19 protein-coding genes are annotated in these 20,216 nt (G+C 67.7%); 3 read left to right on the forward strand and 16 right to left on the reverse strand.

Annotated elements, in window-relative coordinates:
* Nucleotides 1-19 precede the first annotated feature (19 nt).
* The 12 genes from nusB to IRG63_RS09930 all read right to left on the reverse strand — a co-directional run bounded on the left by nusB (nt 20) and on the right by IRG63_RS09930 (nt 11,738).
* Nucleotides 20-430: a transcription antitermination factor NusB gene (nusB, locus tag IRG63_RS09875; RefSeq protein WP_168627315.1), complete on the reverse strand. Its 411-nt coding sequence runs from the start codon at nt 428-430 to the stop codon at nt 20-22.
* Between the two features lie 5 nt (nt 431-435).
* Nucleotides 436-999: an elongation factor P gene (efp, locus tag IRG63_RS09880; RefSeq protein WP_168627316.1), complete on the reverse strand. Its 564-nt coding sequence runs from the start codon at nt 997-999 to the stop codon at nt 436-438.
* A 99-nt stretch (nt 1,000-1,098) separates the two neighbouring features.
* Nucleotides 1,099-2,169, reverse strand: coding sequence for a 3-dehydroquinate synthase (aroB, locus tag IRG63_RS09885; protein WP_193510009.1), 1,071 nt, complete (start codon nt 2,167-2,169; stop codon nt 1,099-1,101).
* Nucleotides 2,166-2,687 (reverse strand): shikimate kinase, encoded by a 522-nt coding sequence (locus IRG63_RS09890; protein ID WP_193510010.1) that lies wholly within the window; start codon nt 2,685-2,687, stop codon nt 2,166-2,168. The genes aroB and IRG63_RS09890 overlap by 4 nt, the downstream gene beginning before the upstream one ends.
* Nucleotides 2,684-3,892 carry a chorismate synthase gene (aroC, locus tag IRG63_RS09895; RefSeq protein ID WP_168627319.1) on the reverse strand — a complete coding sequence of 403 codons (1,209 nt, stop codon included), beginning with the start codon at nt 3,890-3,892 and terminating at the stop codon, nt 2,684-2,686. The genes IRG63_RS09890 and aroC overlap by 4 nt, the downstream gene beginning before the upstream one ends.
* 22 nt (nt 3,893-3,914) lie before the next feature.
* The gene (locus tag IRG63_RS09900; protein WP_193510011.1) at nt 3,915-4,742 is read right to left on the reverse strand and encodes a shikimate dehydrogenase; all 828 of its coding nucleotides are present in this window, start codon (nt 4,740-4,742) and stop codon (nt 3,915-3,917) included.
* Complete coding sequence (gene mltG, locus IRG63_RS09905; protein ID WP_193510012.1) at nt 4,739-6,007, reverse strand: endolytic transglycosylase MltG; 1,269 nt, start codon at nt 6,005-6,007, stop codon at nt 4,739-4,741. Before mltG ends, IRG63_RS09900 begins: the two co-directional genes overlap by 4 nt.
* A 2-nt stretch (nt 6,008-6,009) precedes the next feature.
* Nucleotides 6,010-6,468, reverse strand: coding sequence for a Holliday junction resolvase RuvX (gene ruvX, locus IRG63_RS09910; RefSeq protein ID WP_193510013.1), 459 nt, complete (start codon nt 6,466-6,468; stop codon nt 6,010-6,012).
* A gap of 2 nt (nt 6,469-6,470) precedes the next feature.
* A complete protein-coding gene (gene alaS / locus IRG63_RS09915; protein WP_193510014.1) occupies nt 6,471-9,128 on the reverse strand; it encodes an alanine--tRNA ligase in 2,658 nt (885 codons plus the stop codon).
* A 58-nt stretch (nt 9,129-9,186) separates the two neighbouring features.
* Nucleotides 9,187-9,396: a hypothetical protein gene (locus IRG63_RS09920; protein WP_193510015.1), complete on the reverse strand. Its 210-nt coding sequence runs from the start codon at nt 9,394-9,396 to the stop codon at nt 9,187-9,189.
* A gap of 173 nt (nt 9,397-9,569) precedes the next feature.
* Nucleotides 9,570-10,199, reverse strand: a complete 630-nt coding sequence (gene rpsD / locus IRG63_RS09925) for a 30S ribosomal protein S4 (RefSeq protein ID WP_193510016.1) — start codon at nt 10,197-10,199, stop codon at nt 9,570-9,572.
* A 201-nt stretch (nt 10,200-10,400) separates the two neighbouring features.
* Nucleotides 10,401-11,738, reverse strand: a complete 1,338-nt coding sequence (locus tag IRG63_RS09930) for a replication-associated recombination protein A (RefSeq protein WP_193510017.1) — start codon at nt 11,736-11,738, stop codon at nt 10,401-10,403.
* 90 nt (nt 11,739-11,828) lie between these two features.
* Between IRG63_RS09930 and IRG63_RS09935 the strand changes: the two genes are divergently transcribed.
* The 3 genes from IRG63_RS09935 (at nt 11,829) to IRG63_RS09945 (ending at nt 14,601) form a co-directional block, all read left to right on the forward strand.
* Entirely contained in the window at nt 11,829-12,629 is an 801-nt protein-coding gene (locus IRG63_RS09935) for a peptidylprolyl isomerase (protein WP_193510018.1), read from the forward strand.
* A 75-nt stretch (nt 12,630-12,704) separates the two neighbouring features.
* A complete protein-coding gene (locus tag IRG63_RS09940; RefSeq protein ID WP_370566229.1) occupies nt 12,705-13,943 on the forward strand; it encodes a DUF349 domain-containing protein in 1,239 nt (412 codons plus the stop codon).
* Between the two features lie 91 nt (nt 13,944-14,034).
* Nucleotides 14,035-14,601 carry a hypothetical protein gene (locus tag IRG63_RS09945; protein ID WP_193510019.1) on the forward strand — a complete coding sequence of 189 codons (567 nt, stop codon included), beginning with the start codon at nt 14,035-14,037 and terminating at the stop codon, nt 14,599-14,601.
* Here the strand turns inward: IRG63_RS09945 and IRG63_RS09950 are convergent, their stop codons facing one another.
* From IRG63_RS09950 to yajC, 4 genes are all read right to left on the reverse strand, one after another.
* Complete coding sequence (locus IRG63_RS09950; RefSeq protein ID WP_168627330.1) at nt 14,602-16,869, reverse strand: bifunctional (p)ppGpp synthetase/guanosine-3',5'-bis(diphosphate) 3'-pyrophosphohydrolase; 2,268 nt, start codon at nt 16,867-16,869, stop codon at nt 14,602-14,604. It abuts the gene before it with no gap.
* Nucleotides 16,870-16,933: 64 nt separating this feature from the next.
* A complete protein-coding gene (gene secF / locus IRG63_RS09955) occupies nt 16,934-17,914 on the reverse strand; it encodes a protein translocase subunit SecF (protein WP_193510020.1) in 981 nt (326 codons plus the stop codon).
* Entirely contained in the window at nt 17,914-19,686 is a 1,773-nt protein-coding gene (gene secD / locus IRG63_RS09960; protein ID WP_193510021.1) for a protein translocase subunit SecD, read from the reverse strand. Before secD ends, secF begins: the two co-directional genes overlap by 1 nt.
* Before the next feature lie 99 nt (nt 19,687-19,785).
* Nucleotides 19,786-20,148 carry a preprotein translocase subunit YajC gene (yajC, locus tag IRG63_RS09965; RefSeq protein ID WP_193510022.1) on the reverse strand — a complete coding sequence of 121 codons (363 nt, stop codon included), beginning with the start codon at nt 20,146-20,148 and terminating at the stop codon, nt 19,786-19,788.
* Between the last annotated feature and the right edge of the window lie 68 nt (nt 20,149-20,216).

Below are 20,216 nucleotides of genomic sequence, written 5' to 3' on the forward strand. Positions count from 1 at the left end.
TCTCGCGTGTGATGGCGGGTCAGACGACGGCGGCGATGCGCCCAAGCAGCCCGTTCACGAAGCCGGCCGAGTCGTCGGTGCTGTAAGTCGTCGCAGCTTCGACCGCTTCCGCGATCGCCACGGCAGCGGGGATGTCGTCGTTGTAGGCGAGCTCCCAGATGCCGATGCGCGTGATCGCCCGGTCGAGCGCGGGCATCCGCTTGATGGTCCAGCCCTGGGCGTAGGTCTCGATGAGCTCGTCGATCTCGACGCGGTGCTCCTCGACCCCCTCGACGATCTGTCGCGCGTACTCCCAGGAGGCGGTGCGCGCCGGTTCGCGGGCGGCACGACCGGCCTCCTCGGCGAGCAGGTCACCGACCGGCCGCTGCGTTAGGTCTGCGCTGTACAGCAGGTCGAGGGCGCGCTTGCGCGCCTTGGTGCGTGCGCTCATCCGCGCTAGTCGTTCACGCGGCCGAGGTAGTCCCCGGTGCGCGTGTCGACCTTGACCTTGGTGCCCGCCTCGAGGAACAGCGGGACCTGGATCTGGTAGCCGGTCTCAACCGTCGCGGGCTTGGTGCCGCCAGTGGAGCGGTCGCCCTGCAGGCCCGGCTCGGTGTAGGTGATCTCCAGCACCACGGATGCCGGCAGGTCCAGGTAGAGAGGGTTGCCGTTGTTCAGGGCGATGGTGACCGGCTGGTTCTCCAGCAGGAAGTTCGCGGCGTCGCCGACGACGGTCTCCGACACGGTCACCTGGTCGTAGTCGGTCGCGTCCATGAACACGAAGCCGTCGCCGTCACGGTACAGGTAGGTGAAGTCGCGGCGGTCGACGTTCTCGAAATCGAGCTTGGTGCCCGCGTTGTAGGTGCGGTCCACGGTCTTGCCGGTGACGACGTTCTTGAGCTTGGTGCGCACGAACGCGCCACCCTTGCCCGGCTTCACGTGCTGGAACTCGATCACCGTCCACAGCGCGCCGTCGATGTTGAGAACGGCACCGTTCTTGATGTCAGCGGTAGAGGCCATGAGAGTTCCTGTTCGTGAGTCGTCGGTGGGCGTAGCGCCCGAGCCATTGTAGTTGTTGGAAACCGGTTGGTTGGAAACCGGTGAGGCGGGACCGGTGGCTTAGGAGCCGATCTCCTGGTAGGCGGCGAAGAGCAGCGACTCGTCCGGTCCGGCGAGCACGGTCGGCCGGGCCACGTCGTCGAGCACGATGAAGCGCAGCAGGTCGCCGCGCGCCTTCTTGTCCCGCTTCATCACCGACAGCAGAGTGTTCCAGCGGCCGGCCGGGTAGGTCACCGGCAACTGCAGGGACTCGAGGATGCTGCGGTGCCGGTCGACGACGGCGTCGGAGAGTCGGCCGGTGAGCCGAGCGAGTTCCGCCGCGTACATCATGCCGATCGCGACCGCGGCGCCGTGACGCCACTGGTACCGTTCGGCGAATTCGATGGCGTGGCCGAGCGTGTGCCCGTAGTTGAGGATCTCGCGCTCGCCTGCCTCCTTGAAGTCGTTGCCGACCACCCTGGCCTTGATGCCGATCGACAACTCGACGATGCGCCGGAAGGCGTCCGAGTTGGGGTCGGTCGCTGCCGTGACATCGGCCTCGATCAGCTCGAGGATCTCGGGCTCGGCGATGAAGCCGTACTTGACGACCTCGCCGAAGCCCGCGAGCACCTCCATCTGGCTGAGACCGTCGAGCAGGTCGAGGTCGACGATCACCGCGGACGGCTCATAGAACGAGCCAACCAAGTTCTTGCCCTCGTTGGTGTTGATACCGGTCTTGCCGCCGATCGCGGCATCCACCATGCCCAGCACGGTGGTCGGCACCTGGATGAGCCGGACCCCGCGCAGCCAGGTGGCTGCGACGAAACCGGCGAGGTCGGTTGCTGCTCCCCCGCCCATGCCGATGACCGCATCGGAACGCGTGAAGTCGGACTGTCCCATGATCTGCCAGCAGAACGCGGCAACCTCGACCCGTTTGCCGGCCTCGGCATCCGGCACCTCGGCAAGAAGCACCTCGAAGTCGCCGGCCAGGGACTGCCGGAGCGCCTCGGCCCGTGCCCCGAGCGTCGGCGGGTGCACCACGAGCACCTTGCGCACCCCGGAACCGAGCTGCGCTGCGATTTCGGCGCTCGTGCCGCGTCCGACGATGACGTCGTAGGGGTTGGTACCGGCGACGGTGATGGTCGTCGTCATGCTTGCTCCTTGGTGCTTGGTCGTCTGCTCAGCCAGTTGGCGATGTCGTGGGCGAGCTTCGGGGCGCTGCGCCTCGATGTGTCCCAGGTTGCCGTGGCGAGCTGGTCGTAGAGGGCGCGACGGCTCTCCACCAGCCGCATCCACGCGTCGATGCCGCCGGTGATGAGCGGTCGCGTGTGCGAGTCCAGTCGCTCGGCGGCTGCCTCCGGGCTCACGGTGAGTCCGATCACGGTGAGCTGGGCAAGGTCGCGTTGGGTGTCCGGGTTGAGCACGGCTCCCCCGCCCAGCGAGACGATCGCATGCTCACCCAGGGCGCGCGCGACCTCAGCGCGCTCGAGGGCGCGGAAGTGCTTTTCGCCGTGGGCCGCGAAGATGTCGGGGATCGGGCCGTGGGCCTCCCGGATCCGGTGGTCGACGTCGATGAACGGCACCTCGAGCAGACGAGCGACGTGACGGCCGATGCGCGTCTTGCCCGCGGCGGGCGGGCCGATGATCACGGCGACGGGCGATTCGGTCATTCGGGTGAGAACAGGGCTGGGTCGGTGCGCAGGTTGTCGGGGATCGCGGCCAGGTAGCCCTGGAGGTTGCGCCTGGTCTCCTCGAGGGAGTCGCCGCCGAACTTCTCCAGCACGGCGTTGGCGAGCACGAGCGCGACCATGGCCTCGCCGACCACGCCCGCGGCCGGCACGGCGCACACGTCGGAGCGCTGATGGTGCGCATCCGCCGTGCCTCCGGTGGCGACGTCGACGGTGCGCAGGGCGTGCGGGACGGTTGAGATCGGTTTCATCGCGGCGGACACGCGCAGCACGGTTCCGGTGCTCATGCCGCCCTCTGTGCCACCGGCACGATCGGATGCGCGGGCGATGCCGGAGTCGGTCTGGAACAACTCGTCGTGGGCCTGGGACCCGCGGCGTGCTGCGGTGAGGAACCCGTCGCCCACCTCGACGCCCTTGATGGCCTGGATGCCCATGAGGGCGGCGGCGAGCTGCGCATCCAGACGGCGATCCCAGTGGGTGTAGGAGCCGAGTCCGGGCGGCACGCCGTACGCGAGAACTTCGACGACTCCACCGAGCGTGTCGCCCGCCTCGTGCGCGTCATCGACCTCGGCGACCATCCTGGTCGAGGTGTCGGGGTCGAAGCAGCGCAGCGGGTCGGCGTCCAATGCGGCGACGTCATCGGGTGTCGGCAGGGCGCTGCCCGCTGGCACCCGCACGGAGCCGATCGACAGGGTGTGGCTGATGACCCGGATGCCGAGCTGTTCCAAGAATGAGCGCGCGACCGCGCCCAGGGCAACGCGCGCGGCGGTCTCTCGCGCGCTGGCGCGTTCGAGCACGTTGCGGGCCTCGTCGAAGCCGTACTTCTGCATGCCGGTGAGGTCGGCGTGCCCGGGACGTGGCCGGGTCAGCGGGGCGCCGCGGCCCTTGGGGAGAGTCGCAGGGTCGACTGGTTCAGCGCTCATCACCTCGACCCAGCGGGGCCACTCGGTGTTGCCGATCCGCACCGCGATGGGGCTGCCGATGCTCGCACCGAACCGGACGCCCGCGGAAATAGCGAGCTCGTCCTGCTCGAACTTCTGCCTGGCACCACGGCCGTAGCCCAGGCGGCGCCGGGCCAGATCCTCGCGGATGGCATCGAGGCTGACCGGCACTCCGGCCGGGAGCCCCTCGAGGATCGCAATGAGCTCGGGGCCGTGCGATTCCCCAGCGGTCAACCAACGAAGCATGTAATCGATCTTCCCACAGCCGTCAGTGCCCGATTGCCCGGCGCATGGCCGTGAGCACGGCGGCTTCGTCGTCCAGCGGCTGGTCCGGGTCGCCGGTGACGAAGATCCGCACCTGCCGGAGCGCCTGGTGCAGCAGCATCCCGAGACCGGATGCCGCGGTCCCGCCGACCGCCGCCCAGGACCGTGCGATGGCGGTCGGCCACGGCGCATAGGCGACGTCGAACAGCGGAACCGACTGCCGAAGCTCGGTCGGCAGTTCGCGGCCGAGCGCGGCGTCGCCGGGCAGGGTGCTGATGACCACGTCCGCGTTCTGCGCCGCCTCACGCACCGCGGTGTCGAAGTCGTGAGCGGTTGCGGTGACGCCGAGTCGGGTGGCGAGCTTGAGCGCTTCGCCCGCCTTCCCCGGCGTGCGTGCGCCGATGACGACGCATGTCGCGCCGAGGCCGTGCACCGCGGCGATCACCGATGACGCTGTCGCTCCCGCGCCGAGAAGCAGCACGGTCCTCGGGCTGGTTACGCCCAGTTCGCGAAGCGCCTGCTGCACGCCGTAGATGTCGGTGTTGAACCCGGCCCTCGCCCCGTCGCGGAGCAACACGGTGTTCACGGCACCGACCTGTGCGGCGACCGGTTCGACCTCGGCCAGCAGCGCCAGTGCCTCGCGCTTGAGCGGCATGGTGAGCGAGAGGCCACGCCAGTCCGGTCCGCAGCTCGCGAGGAAGTCGGCGAGTCCGCCTGCGCCGACCTCGATCGCGGTGTACTCCCAGTCGAGACCGAGCACGTCGTAGGCGGCCCGGTGCAGCACAGGGGACTTCGAGTGCGCGATCGGCGACCCGAGGACTGCGAGCCTCATCCGCAGGTGGGGCTTCTGGTATCCCGGCACCACTGCTGCAGCTGCTTCACTGCCGCGTTGTGCTGGCTCAGGGTGTCGGAGAACACGGTCTCCCCGGTCTCCAGGTTGACCGTGACGAAGTACAGCCACGCCCCGTCGGCGGGCTCGAGCGCCGCTCTGATGGCGAGGTCCCCTGCCGCGCCGATCGGCCCGATCGGCAGACCGGTATGCACGTAGGTGTTGTACGGGTTGTCGTCGGTGAGTTCTTCGGTGTTGCTGAAGACGCCGCCGTCGAGCCGCTCGCCGTGCGCCCAGGCGTAGCCGTAGTGCGAGGTCGAGTCGAACTGCAGCAGCATGCCGCTCTTCACCCGGTTCTGGACCACACGCGAGACCTTGTAGAAGTCCTCCGCCTTGCTGCCGGCCTCACGCTGGATGAGCGACGCGATGGTGAGCACCCGATGCCGGTCCTCCGGGGCAACACCGGCGGCATCCAGCGACTCGAAGGTGCGGTTCACGAGCCGCTCGAGCACAGAGCGGGCCGTGACCCCTGGATCGAAGGTGTAGGTGGCCGGGAACAGGTAGCCCTCGATGCTCGGGGCCTCTGCGGGGATGCCGAAGCTCGCGAGGTCCTCGGCCTCTGCCTGGAACTCCTCGATCGGGATCTCGGTGGCCGCGCTCAGGATCTCAAACGCCTGGTCCTTGCTCTTGCCCTCCTGGATGAGCGCGGTGTTCTCGACACGATTGGCCGGGTCCTGCAGCGCGTCGAGCGCCGCTTGCGCGCTCATCTGCTCTTTGAGCACGTAGAAGCCAGGGAAGAACTGCACGTTCGGGTCCGCCAGGAGCAGGTCGTAGAACGCGTCGAAACTCGCGATCACGTTCGCCTCGAGCAGCGCGCGCGCCACTGCGGCGCCGTTGTCGCCGCTGTTGATGACGATGGTCGCCTCGCCCGTGCCGCTGCCCTCGAAGTCAGCCGGCGGCAGCTCCCAGCCGAGCACCTTGCGGATCTGGTCCTCGTAGTTGGCCCACACGACCGCCGTCGCACCGGCGCCGAGGCCGAGCACAACGACGATGGAGATCAGCCACGGAATCCAGCGGCGCCGCTTGCGGGGGCCCCGGTCCCTGACCCGGTCCTGCCGCTCGCTGCGGCGAGGCCGACGCGCGGTCGGCTCCCGGCGTGCAGAGCGTCTGGTCGGCAGCCCGTCGCCGTCGGCGGGTTCCGTCGGTTGCTCCGCTGCAGCCTGCGGCTGCGTGGTGAAGATGTCGTCCCAGTTGGGCTCGTCTGCCACGATCACGGTCCTTGGGTTGAGACCACGAGCTCACCCGGTGCCGTACCGGACGAGCGCTCGAGGTCGAGGGCGTGCTGAAGGATTATAGTTGCGGCCACCTGATCGATGACTTTCCGAGAGCCCTTGGTGTCGCGCCCGGCGGCGTGCAGGGACTGCTGGGCGCTCACGGTGGAGAGGCGCTCGTCGACCAACCTCACCGGGCGCCCGCCTACGGCGAGCCGAGCGGCGAACTCGGCGGCGTCATCCGTCGACCTCGTCCGCGCCCCCGACAGGGACAGCGGCAGTCCCACGATCAACTCGATTGCCTCCAGCTCGGAGGCGATCGCCAGGATCGCGGTGACGTCGCCGTCGCCGCGGGTGACGGTTTCGACGGGGGTTGCGAGCATGCCGTGCAGGTCGCTGCGCGCAACGCCCACGCGGACGGTGCCAACGTCGATGCCGAGCCGGACGCCACTGCGCATGGTCACCTCGGCAGGGCGTCTCGGATGGAGTCGAGCGCGGCCGGGATCGCCGAGACGTCAGACCCGCCACCCTGGGCGAGCTCGTCCTTGCCGCCGCCACCGCCGCCGAGCACGCCCGCTGCGGTCTTGGCCAGCGGGCCAGCCTTCACGCCGAGACCGCGAGCGGCGTCGTTGGTGGCCACGATCACGGCCGGCTTGCCGCCGATGTCCGCGGCGAGGGCGACGACGGCCGCCTCCGCGCCAAGCCGGCCACGGACATCCGTCACCAACGACCGGAGGTCATCGGCTGAGGAGGCACTGCCGATGCTGTCGACGACGCGCTTCACCCCGGCGACCTGCTGCGCGCCGGAGGCGAGCGCCGGAGCGCGCTGCGCGAGCTCGGCCGCCTGGAACGCGGCGATGCGCTTCTCCGCGGCCTTCAGGTTGCCCATGAGCTCGGCGATGCGCTCCGGAAGCTGCTCACGCGGAGTCTTCAGGTTGGCGCTCAGCTGCGACACGATCGCGCGCTCTGTTGCCAGTTCGCGGAATGCCTCCATACCAACCAACGACTCGATCCGGCGGTTGGTCGAGCCGACGGATGCCTCACTGACGACGCTGATCAGCCCCACCTCGGAGCTGCGGGTGACGTGGGTGCCTGCACACAGCTCGCGTGACCACGGCCCGCCGATGTCCACGACCCGCACGGTCTCGCCGTACTTCTCTCCGAACAGCGCCATGGCGCCCAGGGCCTTCGCCTCATCGAGCGGCATGACGCGCGTCTCGACCTCGAGGTTGCGGCGGATCGCGACGTTCGCGAGCTCTTCGATCTCGGAGCGGGTCTCCGGGGAGAGCGGTTGGCTCCAGCCGAAGTCAAGGCGCATGTAGCCGGCTTTGTTGTACGAACCGGACTGGTGCGCCTGCGGCCCGAGCACCTCACGCAGCGCGGCGTGGATGAGGTGGGTCGCCGAGTGCGCCTGCGTGGCGCCACGGCGGTACTCGGCGTCGACAACGCTCGTGGCCGGTTCGCCGACCGCGACCTCGCCGCTGGTGACCTGCACCTTGTGGCTGATGAGTCCCTTCACCGGGCGCTGCACGTCGAGCACCTCGAGGTCGAAGCCGGTGCCGACGATGCGACCAGCGTCGGCATCCTGGCCGCCGGACTCCGGGTACAGCGCGGTCTCGGCGAGAATGACCTCCGCCGTCTGGCCCGCGCTCGCAGAGGTAACCGATTCGCCGTCGACGATCAGGCCGAGCACCCGGCTGTCGGTCTCCAGGAACTCGTAGCCGGTGAACACCGTCTCGCCAAGCCCGCGGAACTCGCTGTAGACCGACAGGTCGGCCAGGTGCGACTTGCGCGAGCGGGCATCCGCCTTCGCCTTCGAGCGCTGCTCGGCCATGAGGGTGTCGAACGCGCCGCGGTCGACGCTCAGGCCAGCTTCCTCTGCCATCTCCAGCGTCAGGTCGATCGGGAAGCCGAAGGTGTCGTGCAGCAGGAAGGCAGTGTCCCCCGGCAGCTCCTTGCTTCCGGATGCGCGAGTCTTCTCCACCGCGACGTCGAGGATGCTGGTGCCGCTCTCGAGCGTGCCGAGGAAGGTCTCCTCCTCGGCGTAGGCGAGGCGGGAGATACGGTCGAACTCGTGCTCCACCTCAGGGTAGGAGGACTTCATCGCGTCCCGGGAGGCGGGGAACAGCACGTCGAAGGTGGCCGCGTCGACCCCGAGCAGGCGCATCGCGCGCACGCTGCGGCGCAGCAGACGCCGCAGGATGTAGCCGCGCCCCTCGTTGGACGGTGCGACACCGTCGGCCATGAGCATGAGCGCCGAGCGCACGTGGTCGGCGATGACACGCATCCGCACATCGTCGTCGTGGTCGGCGCCGTACCGGCGTCCGGAGAGTTCGGCCGCCCGGTCGAGCACCGGCCGGACCTGGTCGATCTCGTACATGTTCTCGACACCCTGCTTCAGGAACGCGACGCGCTCCATGCCCATGCCGGTGTCGATGTTCTGCTTCGGCAGGTCCCCGACGATCCTGAACTCGGTCTTCGAGCGCACATCGTCGAGCAGGTACTGCATGAAGACCAGGTTCCAGATCTCCACAAACCGGTTGTCGTCGACGGCCGGCCCACCCTCGGCGCCGTAGGCGGGGCCGCGGTCGAAGTAGATCTCCGAGCACGGACCGCCGGGGCCGGACTGGCCGGTGTGCCAGTAGTTGTCCTCGCGGCCGAGCCGCTGGATGCGCTCATCCGGGAGCCCGGCGACCTTCTTCCACAGCGCAGCGGCCTCATCGTCGTCCTCGTAGACGGTCACCCAGAGGTCACGCTCGTTGAAGCCGTAGCCGCCGTCCGACTCGCTCGTGGTCAGCAGCTCCCACGCGTAGCCGATCGCACCTTCCTTGAAGTAGTCGCCGAAGGAGAAGTTGCCGTTCATCTGGAAGAACGTGCCGTGGCGGGTCGTCTTGCCGACCTCATCGATGTCGAGGGTGCGGATGCACTTCTGCACGCTCGTCGCCCGCGGGTACGGCGCCGGAACCAGACCGGACAGGTACGGGATGAACGGCACCATCCCGGCGATGGTGAACATGAGGGTGGGGTCGTCGCTGACGAGCGAGGCCGACGGCACGACGGTGTGGCCGCGCTCGGCGAAGAAGTCGAGCCAGCGGCGACGGATTTCAGCGGTTTGCATGGGTTGTCCCGGATCAGTGCCGGGAGGCCCGGCAGGCAGTGGTCTGAGGAATCGGTGCTCAGCCGGCCTCGGCGGCGAACTCGTCGTCGAGCTCGCCACGCAACTCAGCCTCACGTGCCCGGTAACCCTCGACGACGGCGTCCGCGAACTCGCGGGCCTTGCTGTCGACGTCTTCGAAGAACTTCCTGCCCTCGGGAGTCTTGTTGACCTGGTGCGCAACGACGAACCCGACGCCGACACCGACGATCAGCCAGAACACCTTGCCCATAAGCACTGCTCCTAAATGAAAAGTCGAGTGAGTTCAGTAAGAACTCATAAAGCCTAATCGTGCCACGGTTGACGCCTGCTGCGCGCGGACGGCCAGCGAGCTATGTTAAACGCGAACGGGGCGGCGCACCGAAGTGCAACCGCCCCGACTCGCTCTTGGAGCTCTTGTGTCGCTTAGCGTGCTGCGTAGTACTCGACCACGAGCTGCACTTCGCAGGTCACCGGGACCTCGGCGCGCTTCGGGCGGCGGACCAGGCGAGCCTGCAGCTTTTCGAGCTCGACCTCGAGGTAGCCCGGGACCTTCGGCAGGACCTCGGCGTGACCGCCGGCGGCCGCGACCTGGAACGGCTCGAGCACCTCGCTGCGCGGGTGCACGTGGATGAGCTGACCCGGCTTCACGCGGAAGGACGGGCGGTCGACGCGCTGGCCATCGACCATGATGTGACGGTGCACGATCAGCTGGCGAGCCTGCGCGGTGGTGCGGGCGAAGCCGGCACGCAGCACGAGGGCGTCGAGGCGCATCTCCAGCAGCTCGACCAGGTTCTCACCGGTCAGGCCCTGGGTGCGGCGGGCCTCCTGGAACACGATGCGCAGCTGCGCCTCGCGGATGCCGTACTGGGCGCGCAGACGCTGCTTCTCCCGCAGACGGACGGCGTAGTCGCTGTCGGTCTTGCGGCGGGTGCGTCCGTGCTCGCCCGGAGCGTAGGGGCGCTTCTCGAGGTACTTGGCTGCCTTCGGGGTGAGGGCGATGCCCAGAGCCCGCGAGAGGCGGGTCTTGCTGTGGGTACGTGACTTGGTAGACACGGTTTCCTTTCGGTACGAATGAGTTCATCGGTCTTCGACTGCCGCGCATGCGCGCACAGCGACAGGTTCATGGAAGAGGGATGCGCCACGGGTACCGTCCGGCTAAAGGGCGTTCCCATCCAGTTGAGTCTCGAAGCAGCCGCGCGCGAGAGCCCACTGTAGGCGGATCAATGTTAGCAGACGGCCGGGGCCGATCGGATGCTAGTCGCGGCCGCCGCGGATGATCTTCCGCAGCTTGGCCAGCCGCACCGACACGTCGCGCTCGTTGCCGTGCTCTGTCGGCGTGTAGTACCGCGTGCCCTGGAGCTCGTCGGGGAGGTACTGCTGCTCGACCACCCCCAGGTCGGAGTCGTGCGCGTAACGGTAGCCCTTGCCGTGGCCGAGCCGTTTGGCTCCCGGGTAGTGCGCGTCCCGCAAATGCTTGGGCACCCGGCCGATCTTGCCTGCGCGGACATCCGCTATCGCCGCGTTGATGGCTGAGTACGCCGCGTTGGACTTCGGTGCGGTGGCCAGGTAGACCACTGCTTCAGCGAGTGGGATCCGCCCCTCCGGCATTCCGATCAGCTGCACCGCCTCGGCTGCGGATACGGCGATATTCAGCGCGTTCGGGTCTGCCATGCCGATGTCTTCCGCTGCCAGGATGATGATGCGCCGAGCGATGAACCGCGGGTCCTCCCCCGCCTCGATCATCCGGGCGAGGTAATGGATCGCGGCGTCGACGTCGGAGCCGCGCACCGACTTGATGAAGGCACTGATCACGTCGTAATGCTCGTCACCCTGCCGGTCGTAGCGCAGCAGCGCCCGGTCGACAGCGGTCGCGACGACCTCGGGCGTGATGACCGGCTTCCCATCCTCCGCGAGCGCGGTCGCGGCGGCGGCGGATGCCTCCAGCGCGGTGAGCGCGCGCCGTGCGTCGCCGGAGGCCAACCGGATGATGGCCGCCCGCGCATCCTGCTGCAGGCTGACGGCATCCGCCAATCCGCGATCGTCGCCCAGTGCCCGGTCGATGACTTCGCCGAGGTCGTCGTCGGACAGCTGCTCGAGCGTCAGCAGCAGGGAGCGGGACAGCAGCGGCGCGATCACCGAGAACGACGGGTTCTCGGTGGTAGCTGCGACGAGGATGACCCAGCCGTTCTCGACGCCGGGAAGCAGGGCATCCTGCTGCGCCTTGGTGAAACGGTGGATCTCGTCGAGGAACAGCACCGTCGAGACGCCGTACAGGTCGCGGGCGGACATCGCGTCCTGCATGACCTGGCGGACGTCCTTGACTCCCGCGGTGACGGCGGACAGTTCGACGAACTTGCGCCCGGAACTGCGCGCGATCGCCTGGGCAATCGTGGTCTTGCCGGTGCCGGGCGGGCCCCACAGGATGACAGAGACCGCGCCCTGCTCCCCCGTCGTGTCGCCGGCGAGGCTGATGAGGGGCGAGCCGGGCGTCAGAAGGTGCTTCTGGCCGGCCAACTCGTCAAGGGTGCGCGGTCGCATCCGCACGGCGAGCGGTGTCGCGCCCGTGCGCAACCCCGGTTGCAGATCGGCCATAGCGGCCATGGTAGTTGGCTGCACCGACCGTCCTTCGCCCAACCGGTAGTGTTCTTCACGGTTCGTTGGTGAACGCAAGATGGAGGGTCCGTGGCACCGAGCAAGAGCGCCGATCGTGAGGCACGGCAGGCGCGCGAGCGTCTGCGTCGTTTCAACGCGCGGCAGGAAGTGCACAAGCAGCGGGTGTCGCGGCGCAAGCGGGACAACGTGCTGGCTGTCATCGGTGTCGTCGTCATCGCGGCTCTCGCCACGCTCACCCAGGTGGTGTTCTTCACCGCCGGACCTGGCGCCCCGGAGCCCACGCCGGAGCCGTCGGCCACAGCGACTCCAGAGCCGCAGCAGAACGTCGGCGACATCCCCGACCCGGCGCTCTCCGAGTTCCGCACCTGGACCGGTGAGCTCGTGCTCAACGACGTGCCGCTCGCGTTCGAACTCGACGGTGCTGCGGCGCCGCAGGCTGTCGCCGCGTTCGTCCAGCAGGTGCAAGACGGCTACTTCGTCGACAAGACCTGCCACCGCTTGACCGACGCTGGGGTCAAGCTCATCCAGTGCGGCTCCCTGGATGGAACCGGCGCGGGCGACCCCGACTTCCGCTTCGGGCCCATCGAGAACGCGCCGGAGGACGGCGTCTACCCGGCGGGCACGATCGCGATGGCGCGTGCCGGCGGCGACGCCTACAGCCAGGGGCACCAGTTCTTCATCATGTACGAGGACGGCAGCCTGCCGGACGATATGGCAGGCGGGTACACCGTCTTCGGCAAGGTCACCGACGGGCTCGACCGGTTCATCGAGGAGATCGCAAGCGGTGGTGTGCAGCCGGGTGGTCCCCGTGGGGCCAACGACGGCGCTCCGGTCATCCCGACGACCATCACGAGCGTGAGCGTTCAGTAGGCAATAGGCTTGTGCTCGGTTATCGCGGGTAAGTGAACCGGCCCGCGCGAGAGCATTCCTGATCCAAGCAGCAAGGTGAGGCAGTTGGCCGAAGACAATCAGTCGCAGTGGGGGCGTGTCGACGAGACGGGCACGGTCTACGTGCGCACCGCCGACGCCGAGCGCGTTGTCGGAGCGTTCCCGGATGGCAGCCCACAGGAGGCGCTCGCCTACTTCGAGCGGAAGTTCACCGAGTTGGAGGGCCAGGTCCGGCTGCTCGAGCAGCGGGTTCGTCGCGGCGCATCCGCGTCCGACGTGGCCAAGACGGTCGAGACCCTGCGCCGTGCGGTTTCTGAGGCGAACGCTGTCGGTGACCTCGCCTCGCTCGAGGCGCGCCTCGACACGCTGAAGGGCGCTGTCGGCGAGCTGACCGCCCAGCAGGCCGAGGAGTCGAAGGCCGCACTGCAGCAGGCGATCGCCGAGCGCACCGCCGTCGTCGAGGAGGCAGAGGCGCTTGCCGCAGCCGACCCGGCGAAGGCCCAGTGGAAGCAGGTGAGCGCCGCACTGGACGCCCTGTTCGCGCGGTGGCAGGAGCAGCAGCAGAACGGCCCGCGGCTGCCGAAGGCGGAGCGCGACGAGCTGTGGAAGCGGTTCCGTGCAGCGCGCCTGACGATCGAGACGCACCGCAGGGCGTTCTTCGCCGAGCTGGACGCGGCGCACAAGGATGCGCGCGGCCGCAAGCAGGAGCTCGCAGAGAAGGCGGAGGCGCTTGTGCCGCAGGGTGCTGACGGCATCCCCGCCTACCGGGCGCTCCTGGACGACTGGAAGCGCGCCGGACGTGCAGGCAAAAAGGTCGATGACGCTCTGTGGGCACGGTTCAAGGCCGCAGGCGACGCGATCTACGCTGCGAAGGCAGAGCTCGACGCCAAGGACGACGAGGAGTTCCGCGGCAACCTGGAGCAGAAGCTCGAGCTCCTGAATGAGGCCGAGCCGCTGCTGAAGGAGACCGACCGCGACGTTGCGCGAGAGAAGCTGCTCGCGATCCAGCGTCGCTGGGACGAGATCGGCAAGGTACCCCGCGACCAGGTTCGCGTGGTCGAGGATCGGCTGCGCAAGGTCGAGGCGGCGGTGCGCAAGCTTGACGAGGAGCACTGGCAGAAGAACAACCCCGAGCGCAAGGCGCGCGCGGAGGGTCTCGCCGGGCAGCTTCAGGATGCGATCGAGAAGCTCGAGAAGGAACTCGCCGACGCGAAGACGGCCGGCGACGCCAAGCGCATTGCCGAGGCCGAGGAAGCACTCGCCGCACGCAAGCTCTGGCTCGGCGCGATCGGCTGACCCGCGTCGCCGCCGGCCCGACTGCCGCGGTTGTGCACAGTTGGCAGACGCGTGATGAACGTCCCACGGCGCGCTCGGCGACCATAGAGGGATGACTGCGGTCCTCTCCCCCAGCCGGCTCGCGTCGCTGCTCGATGACGACGACTTGCCGATGGCGGAACTGTGCGCGGCCCGCCTCGATGGCGAGCTGTTCGGGATCGGCGAGGGCTTCGCTCCGGTCGACCAGGCAGAAACGGCCCTGCTGCGGGCGCTCTCGGTCGCCCGCCTGGCGCGGGGTCGGCTGATCGCAGAACGGGCGACAGCGGCGTGGATTCTGGGCGCGACGGCGACGGTGCCCGAGCGTCACCAGTTCTGCGCTCCCCTCTCAGCGCGCTCACGTCCGGCGTACCCGGCCAGGGTGACCGTGCGTGAGGTAGTCATCGGGCCGGCTGACTGCACCGAACTCGGCGGCGTCCGGGTCACCACCGAGCTCCGCACCATCCTTGACCTGGTGCGCTTCAGCGAGCCGTTCGATGAGCGCGCCGCTGCCACGGTGTCGGCGCTGGCCGACATCGGCGGTCTCGACCGTGGTCACATCCGTCGGGTTGCGCTCGCTCGCCGCAACCTCCCGAACAAGCGCCTCGCGCTGCGTCGGCTGGCATTCGCACTCGGTGCCTAATTAGTTCGCGTTCACCCGGTACACGTCATAGACCTGGTCGATGCGGCGCACCGCGTTCAGCACCTTCTCCAGGTGGGTGGTGTCGCCCATCTCGAACAGGAACCGGCTGAGCGCCAGCCGGTCGCTTGAGGTCGCGACGGTCGCCGACAGGATGTTGACGTGGTGTTCGGAGAGCACGCGCGTCACATCAGACAGAAGGCCGGCACGATCGAGCGCCTCGACCTGGATCTGCACCAGGAAGACGCTCGAGCTCGTCGGCGCCCACTCGACTTCGATCATCCGGTCGGGCTCCGCGAGCAGCGCCTTGACGTTCACGCACTTACGCTGATGCACCGACACCCCAGCGCCGCGCGTCACGAAGCCGACGATTTCGTCGCCTGGGACCGGCGTGCAGCACTTGGCGAGCTTCACCAGGATGTCTGGCGCACCGCGCACGAGCACACCGGAGTTGCTGTTGCGCAACGGCGTGGCACGGCCGGGACGGAAGGGCAGCTCCGGAACATCGTCGGGCTCGGTGGCGACGAGTGCGAGCACCTTCTCGATCACCGACTGGGTGGAGACATGTCCCTCCCCGACGGCCGCGTACAGGCCGGAGACGTCCTCGTAGCGCAGTTGCGCGGCGACCTCGTTGAACGAGTCCTGGCTCATAAGCTTCTGCAGTGGCAGGTTCTGCTTGCGCATCGCCCTGGCGATCGCGTCCTTGCCCTGCTCGATGGCCTCTTCGCGGCGTTCCTTGGTGAACCACTGCTTGATCTTGTTGCGGGCCCTCGTGCTCTTGACGAACGCCAGCCAGTCCTGACTCGGTCCGGCATCCGGATTCTTCGACGTCAGTACCTCGACGACCTCACCACTCGTGAGCGGGGTGTCCAGCGGCACGAGCCGGCCGTTGACCTTCGCACCCATCGTGCGGTGGCCGACCTCGGTGTGCACCGCGTAGGCGAAGTCCACCGGGGTCGCGCCCGCCGGGAGGCCGATGACCTTGCCCTGCGGGGTGAACACGTACACCTCTTTGGCGCCGATCTCGAAGCGCAGCGACTCGAGGAACTCATTCGGGTCGCTGGTCTCCGCCTGCCAGTCGGAGATGTGGGCGAGCCACGCCATCTCGGTGCTGCCAGCGAAGGTCTTCTCCGGCAGCTTGCCGGCCATCCGCTCCTTGTACTTCCAGTGCGCGGCGACACCGTACTCGGCGCGCTGGTGCATCTCCTCGGTGCGGATCTGCAGCTCCACTGACCGGCCGTGCGGGCCGATGACGGTGGTGTGCAGCGACTGGTACAGGTTGAACTTCGGGGTGGCGATGTAGTCCTTGAACCGGCCGGGCAGCGGGTTCCAGCGCGCGTGGATCGCCCCGAGCACCGCGTAGCAGTCACGGACAGAGTTCACCAGCACGCGCACACCGACGAGGTCGTAGATATCGTCGAACTCGCGTCCGCGCTGCACCATCTTCTGGTAGATCGAGTAGTACTGCTTGGGCCGGCCCATGATCCGACCGCGGATCTTCGACGCCTTGAGGTCCTCCGTCACCGCATCGATGACCTCCTGGATGAAGCCCGCGCGCTCGGGGTTGCGCTGCTTGACAAGCGACTCGATCTCAACATAGATCTTCGGGTACAGCACCGCGAACGACAGGTCTTCCAGCTCCAGCTTGATCGTCTGGATACCCAGCCGGTGCGCGAGCGGGGCGTAGATGTCGAGCGTCTCCTGCGCCTTGCGGCGGGCGGAGTCGCCATCCACGAAGCCCCAGGTGCGGGCGTTGTGCAGCCGATCAGCGAGCTTGATGACGAGCACCCGGATGTCCTTCGACATCGCGACGACCATCTTCCGGACGGTCTCGGCCTGGGCGCTGTCGCCGTACTTGAGCTTGTCCAGCTTGGTGACGCCGTCGACGAGCATCGCAACCTCGTCGCCGAAGTCGTCGCGCAGGCTCTCAAGTGTGTAGTCGGTGTCCTCCACCGTGTCATGCAGCAGCGCGGCGGCGATCGTCACCGGGCCGATGCCGAGGTCGGCGAGAATCGTCGCGACCGCGAGCGGATGCGTGATGTACGGCTCGCCGCTCTTGCGCAACTGGCCCTCGTGGGCCCGTTCCGCGGCAACGTAGGCGCGCTCGATGATGCCGGTTTCCGCCTTGGGGTGGTGGGTGCGGACGGTCTTGATGAGCGCCCCGACCGTGCCCGCCGGCTGGCCCTTGGAGAAGATGCGCGGGAAGAGGGCGCGCCGCAATGCGACAGGTGCCGTGGGGCCCTGCGCAGAGCCCGATCGTGTATCGGTCATCGCGCCTCCTCCACTGGCAAAACTAACACCGGGGCCCTGAGATTCCGCGGCTGTTCGCTACCGGCTAGGCGATGCTCGCCTTGCGGTTCTCGGTCAGCCGCTGCTCCTGCTTCCTCAGCTCCGGCTCGTTCTGCCGCAGGTGCGCGTACAGCGGCGCCGCGATGAAGATCGTCGAGTAGGTGCCGACGAGCATTCCGATGAACAAGGCCAGGGCGATGTCTCGCAGCGTGCCGGCACCGAGCAGCACCGATCCGATGAACAGGATCGAGGCGACCGGGAGCAGTGCGACGACTGAGGTGTTGATCGACCGCACCAGCGTCTGGTTCACCGCAAGGTTCACCGACTCCGAGAAGGTTCGCACCCCGGTGTCCTCTGTGGTGTTCTCGCGAATCTTGTCGAACACCACGACAGTGTCGTACAGCGAGTAGCCGAGGATGGTCAGGAAGCCGATCATCGCTGCCGGGGTCACCTCGAACGCGAGGACGCCATAGATGCCGGCGGTGATCACCAGGTCGTGCAGCAGTGCGATCATCGCGGCGAGCGACATCTTCCAGGTGCGGAAGTAGAGCGCCATCACAACAGCGGCGAGGCCGAGGAACACCAACAACGCCCGGATGGACGAGTTGGTGATGTCCTGACCCCAGACCGGGCCGATGAACGATGCTGTGACATCCGAAACACCGACGCCGTAGGCCTCGGCGAGTGCATCGCGCACATCATCGCTCTCGCGGTTGGTCAACTGGTCGGTCTGCACCCGGACAGAGTCGCCGCCGACGATCGTGACCTTCGCGTTCGCCTTGTCGACGACGGATGCAACGACATCCGAAGCAAGGGCGTCATCCGGATTCGCGACATCGGCAACCTCGAACTGCGAACCGCCGCGGAACTCGATACCGAACTGGAAGCCGCCGCGCATCAGCGTGACGCCGACGAACAGGATGATCAGGGAGATGGCGATCGAGTACCAGATCCGGCGCTTGCCGATGAAATCAAACGAGCGCTTGCCTGTGTAGAGGTCGTTGCCGAACTGGGAGAAGCTGGCCATCAGGAATCCTTCCCCGCGTTCTTCTTAGCACTGGAGTTCTTGGCACTGGTGCTGGTGGAACCGGTGCTGACGGAGCTGACCTTCTCGGCGGCTTTGCGCTCGGCGATGGTCTGACGCTTTGCGGCCTCACGGCTGCTCGACGCGCGCTTACTGGCCGGGACTGCAACGGGATCGCGGAACTGCGCCCGCCCGCGGTACACCGCGCCGAGGGCGCGCGGGTCGAGTCCGCTGAAGCGGTGACCCTCTCCGAAGAATTTCGTCTGCGCGAGCAGCTGCATGACCGGGTGGGTGAACATCGACACGACGAGGAGGTCGACGAGCGTCGTGAGCCCGAGCGTGAACGCGAAGCCGCGGACGTTTCCAACGGCCAGCAGGAACAGCACCGCGGCCGCGAGGAAGTTGACCGTGTCCGACGCGAAGATCGTGCGCAGAGCACGCTTCCAACCCGCCTCGACAGCCGAGACGAGGGCGCGCCCGTCGCGCAGTTCATCGCGGATGCGCTCGAAGTAGACGATGAACGAGTCCGCGGTGATACCGACCGCCACGATGAGGCCTGCGACGCCCGCGAGTGAGAGTCGGTAGCCCTCACGCCAGGACAGGATCGTGACCAGCAGGTAGGTGATGATCGCCGCGACCATGAGCGACACGACCGTTACGGAGCCGAGCGTCCGGTACTGGATGAGCGAGTAGATGACCACCAGGATGAGGCCGATGAGGCCCGCGAGCAGACCGCTTTGCAGCTGGCTCTCACCGAGAGTCGCCGAGATGGTGTCCTGGCTCTGCACGACGAAGCCGATCGGCAGCGCACCGAACTTCAGCTGGTCCGCGAGGGTCTTCGCGGTCTCCTGGGTGAAGGATCCGGTGATCTGCGGCTTGCCGTCGGTGATGACCGCGTTGGTGGTCGGCGCGGTGATGACCTTGCCATCGAGCACGACCGCGAACTGGTTCTGCGAACCCTGAAGCTGGAACAGCCGCTTGGTGACGTCGCCGAACTCCTTAGTGCCCTCACCGTCGAACACGATGTTGACACCCCACTGGCCGGTGCTGACACCCTGGCTGTTGGCGACCAGCGCGGCCTGTGCGTCGGCGATGCGCTCACCGCTGACCTCCACCGGGCCGAGGATGTACTTGAACTGCAGCGTGTCGTCACACGTGATGAGCGGCTTGTCGTCCGGCGCGACCGCCATTGCGGCCTCATCGATCGTGTCACAGGTGAAGTTCGTGAACTCCTCCTGCAGCGCCGGGGTGATCCAGTTCAGGTCGCTGGCATCGGTCGGAGTGACGCTCGGCTCGGCCGCGGGCTCTTCCGCCGGTGGTGCCGAAGGCGACGGTGACGGACTCGGCTCGCCATCCTCACCCATCGCCGACGTCGCAGAGACATCCGCGACCAGCACTGGGCGGAACTCGAGCTTGGCCGACGCCTCGAGGCGCTCCATGGTCTCGTCATCCGGAACGCCGGGGATCGAGACGATGACGTTCTGCCCGCTCTGCGTGCTGATCTCTGCCTCAGCGACACCGGATGCGTCGACACGCTGGCGGATGATCGACACGGCCTGGTCGAGCTGTTCCTGAGTGACGGCCTGGCCGCTCTCCAGTTGCGGCGCCAGGATGATCTGGGTTCCGCCCTCAAGGTCGAGCGCGAGCTTCGGGGTCCACGACCCGCCACCCCAGATGACCGCTGCGCCGTTGAGCGCCACCAGTCCGAGCACGATCACCAGGAGCCAGGTGAGAGTGCGCCATGCCCTCTTCACCGGTGTCGATCTTGCGGCCACGTACGCTCAGCTTTCTAGGGTCAGATCAGGAGTTATTGTGCGGGCAACGGCCCGCGGTCCACGCGTCTTCGCGTGGAGCAGGTTTCAGGTTAGCGCCTACTAGAGCGCCTTCTTGTCATCTCCGGTTGTGCCGTCGTCCGTTGCAACGTCGGTTGTGCTGTCCTCGATTGCGTCGGCGGTCTCGTCGTCGGTAGCAGCCACGGCGTCGTCGGCGGGCTTCAGGAGGACCTGACGGTGCACGCGGAGTTCGACACCGGGGGCGACCTCGAGGGTGGCGATGTTGTCGTCTTCGTCGATCGCGGTGATGGTGCCGTACAGGCCGAAGTTTGTCATCACCTCGGTGCCTGGCACCATCTGGGTGCGACGCTCCTCGGCCTCACGCTGGCGCTTCTTGCCGGAGCGGAACTGGAAGAAGAGCAACGCCGCGAGGGCGACGAGGATGATGACGAATGTGAGGTCCATGTGGGACTTGGCCTTCCGAAGGGGACTGTGGTTGCGGCTCCAGTCGGCGGTCAGCCGTGCGACTGTGC

Origin of the sequence: Cryobacterium sp. BB736, assembly GCF_014980265.1 — a bacterium.
In the GTDB taxonomy this organism is placed as follows: Bacteria; Actinomycetota; Actinomycetes; order Actinomycetales; family Microbacteriaceae; genus Terrimesophilobacter.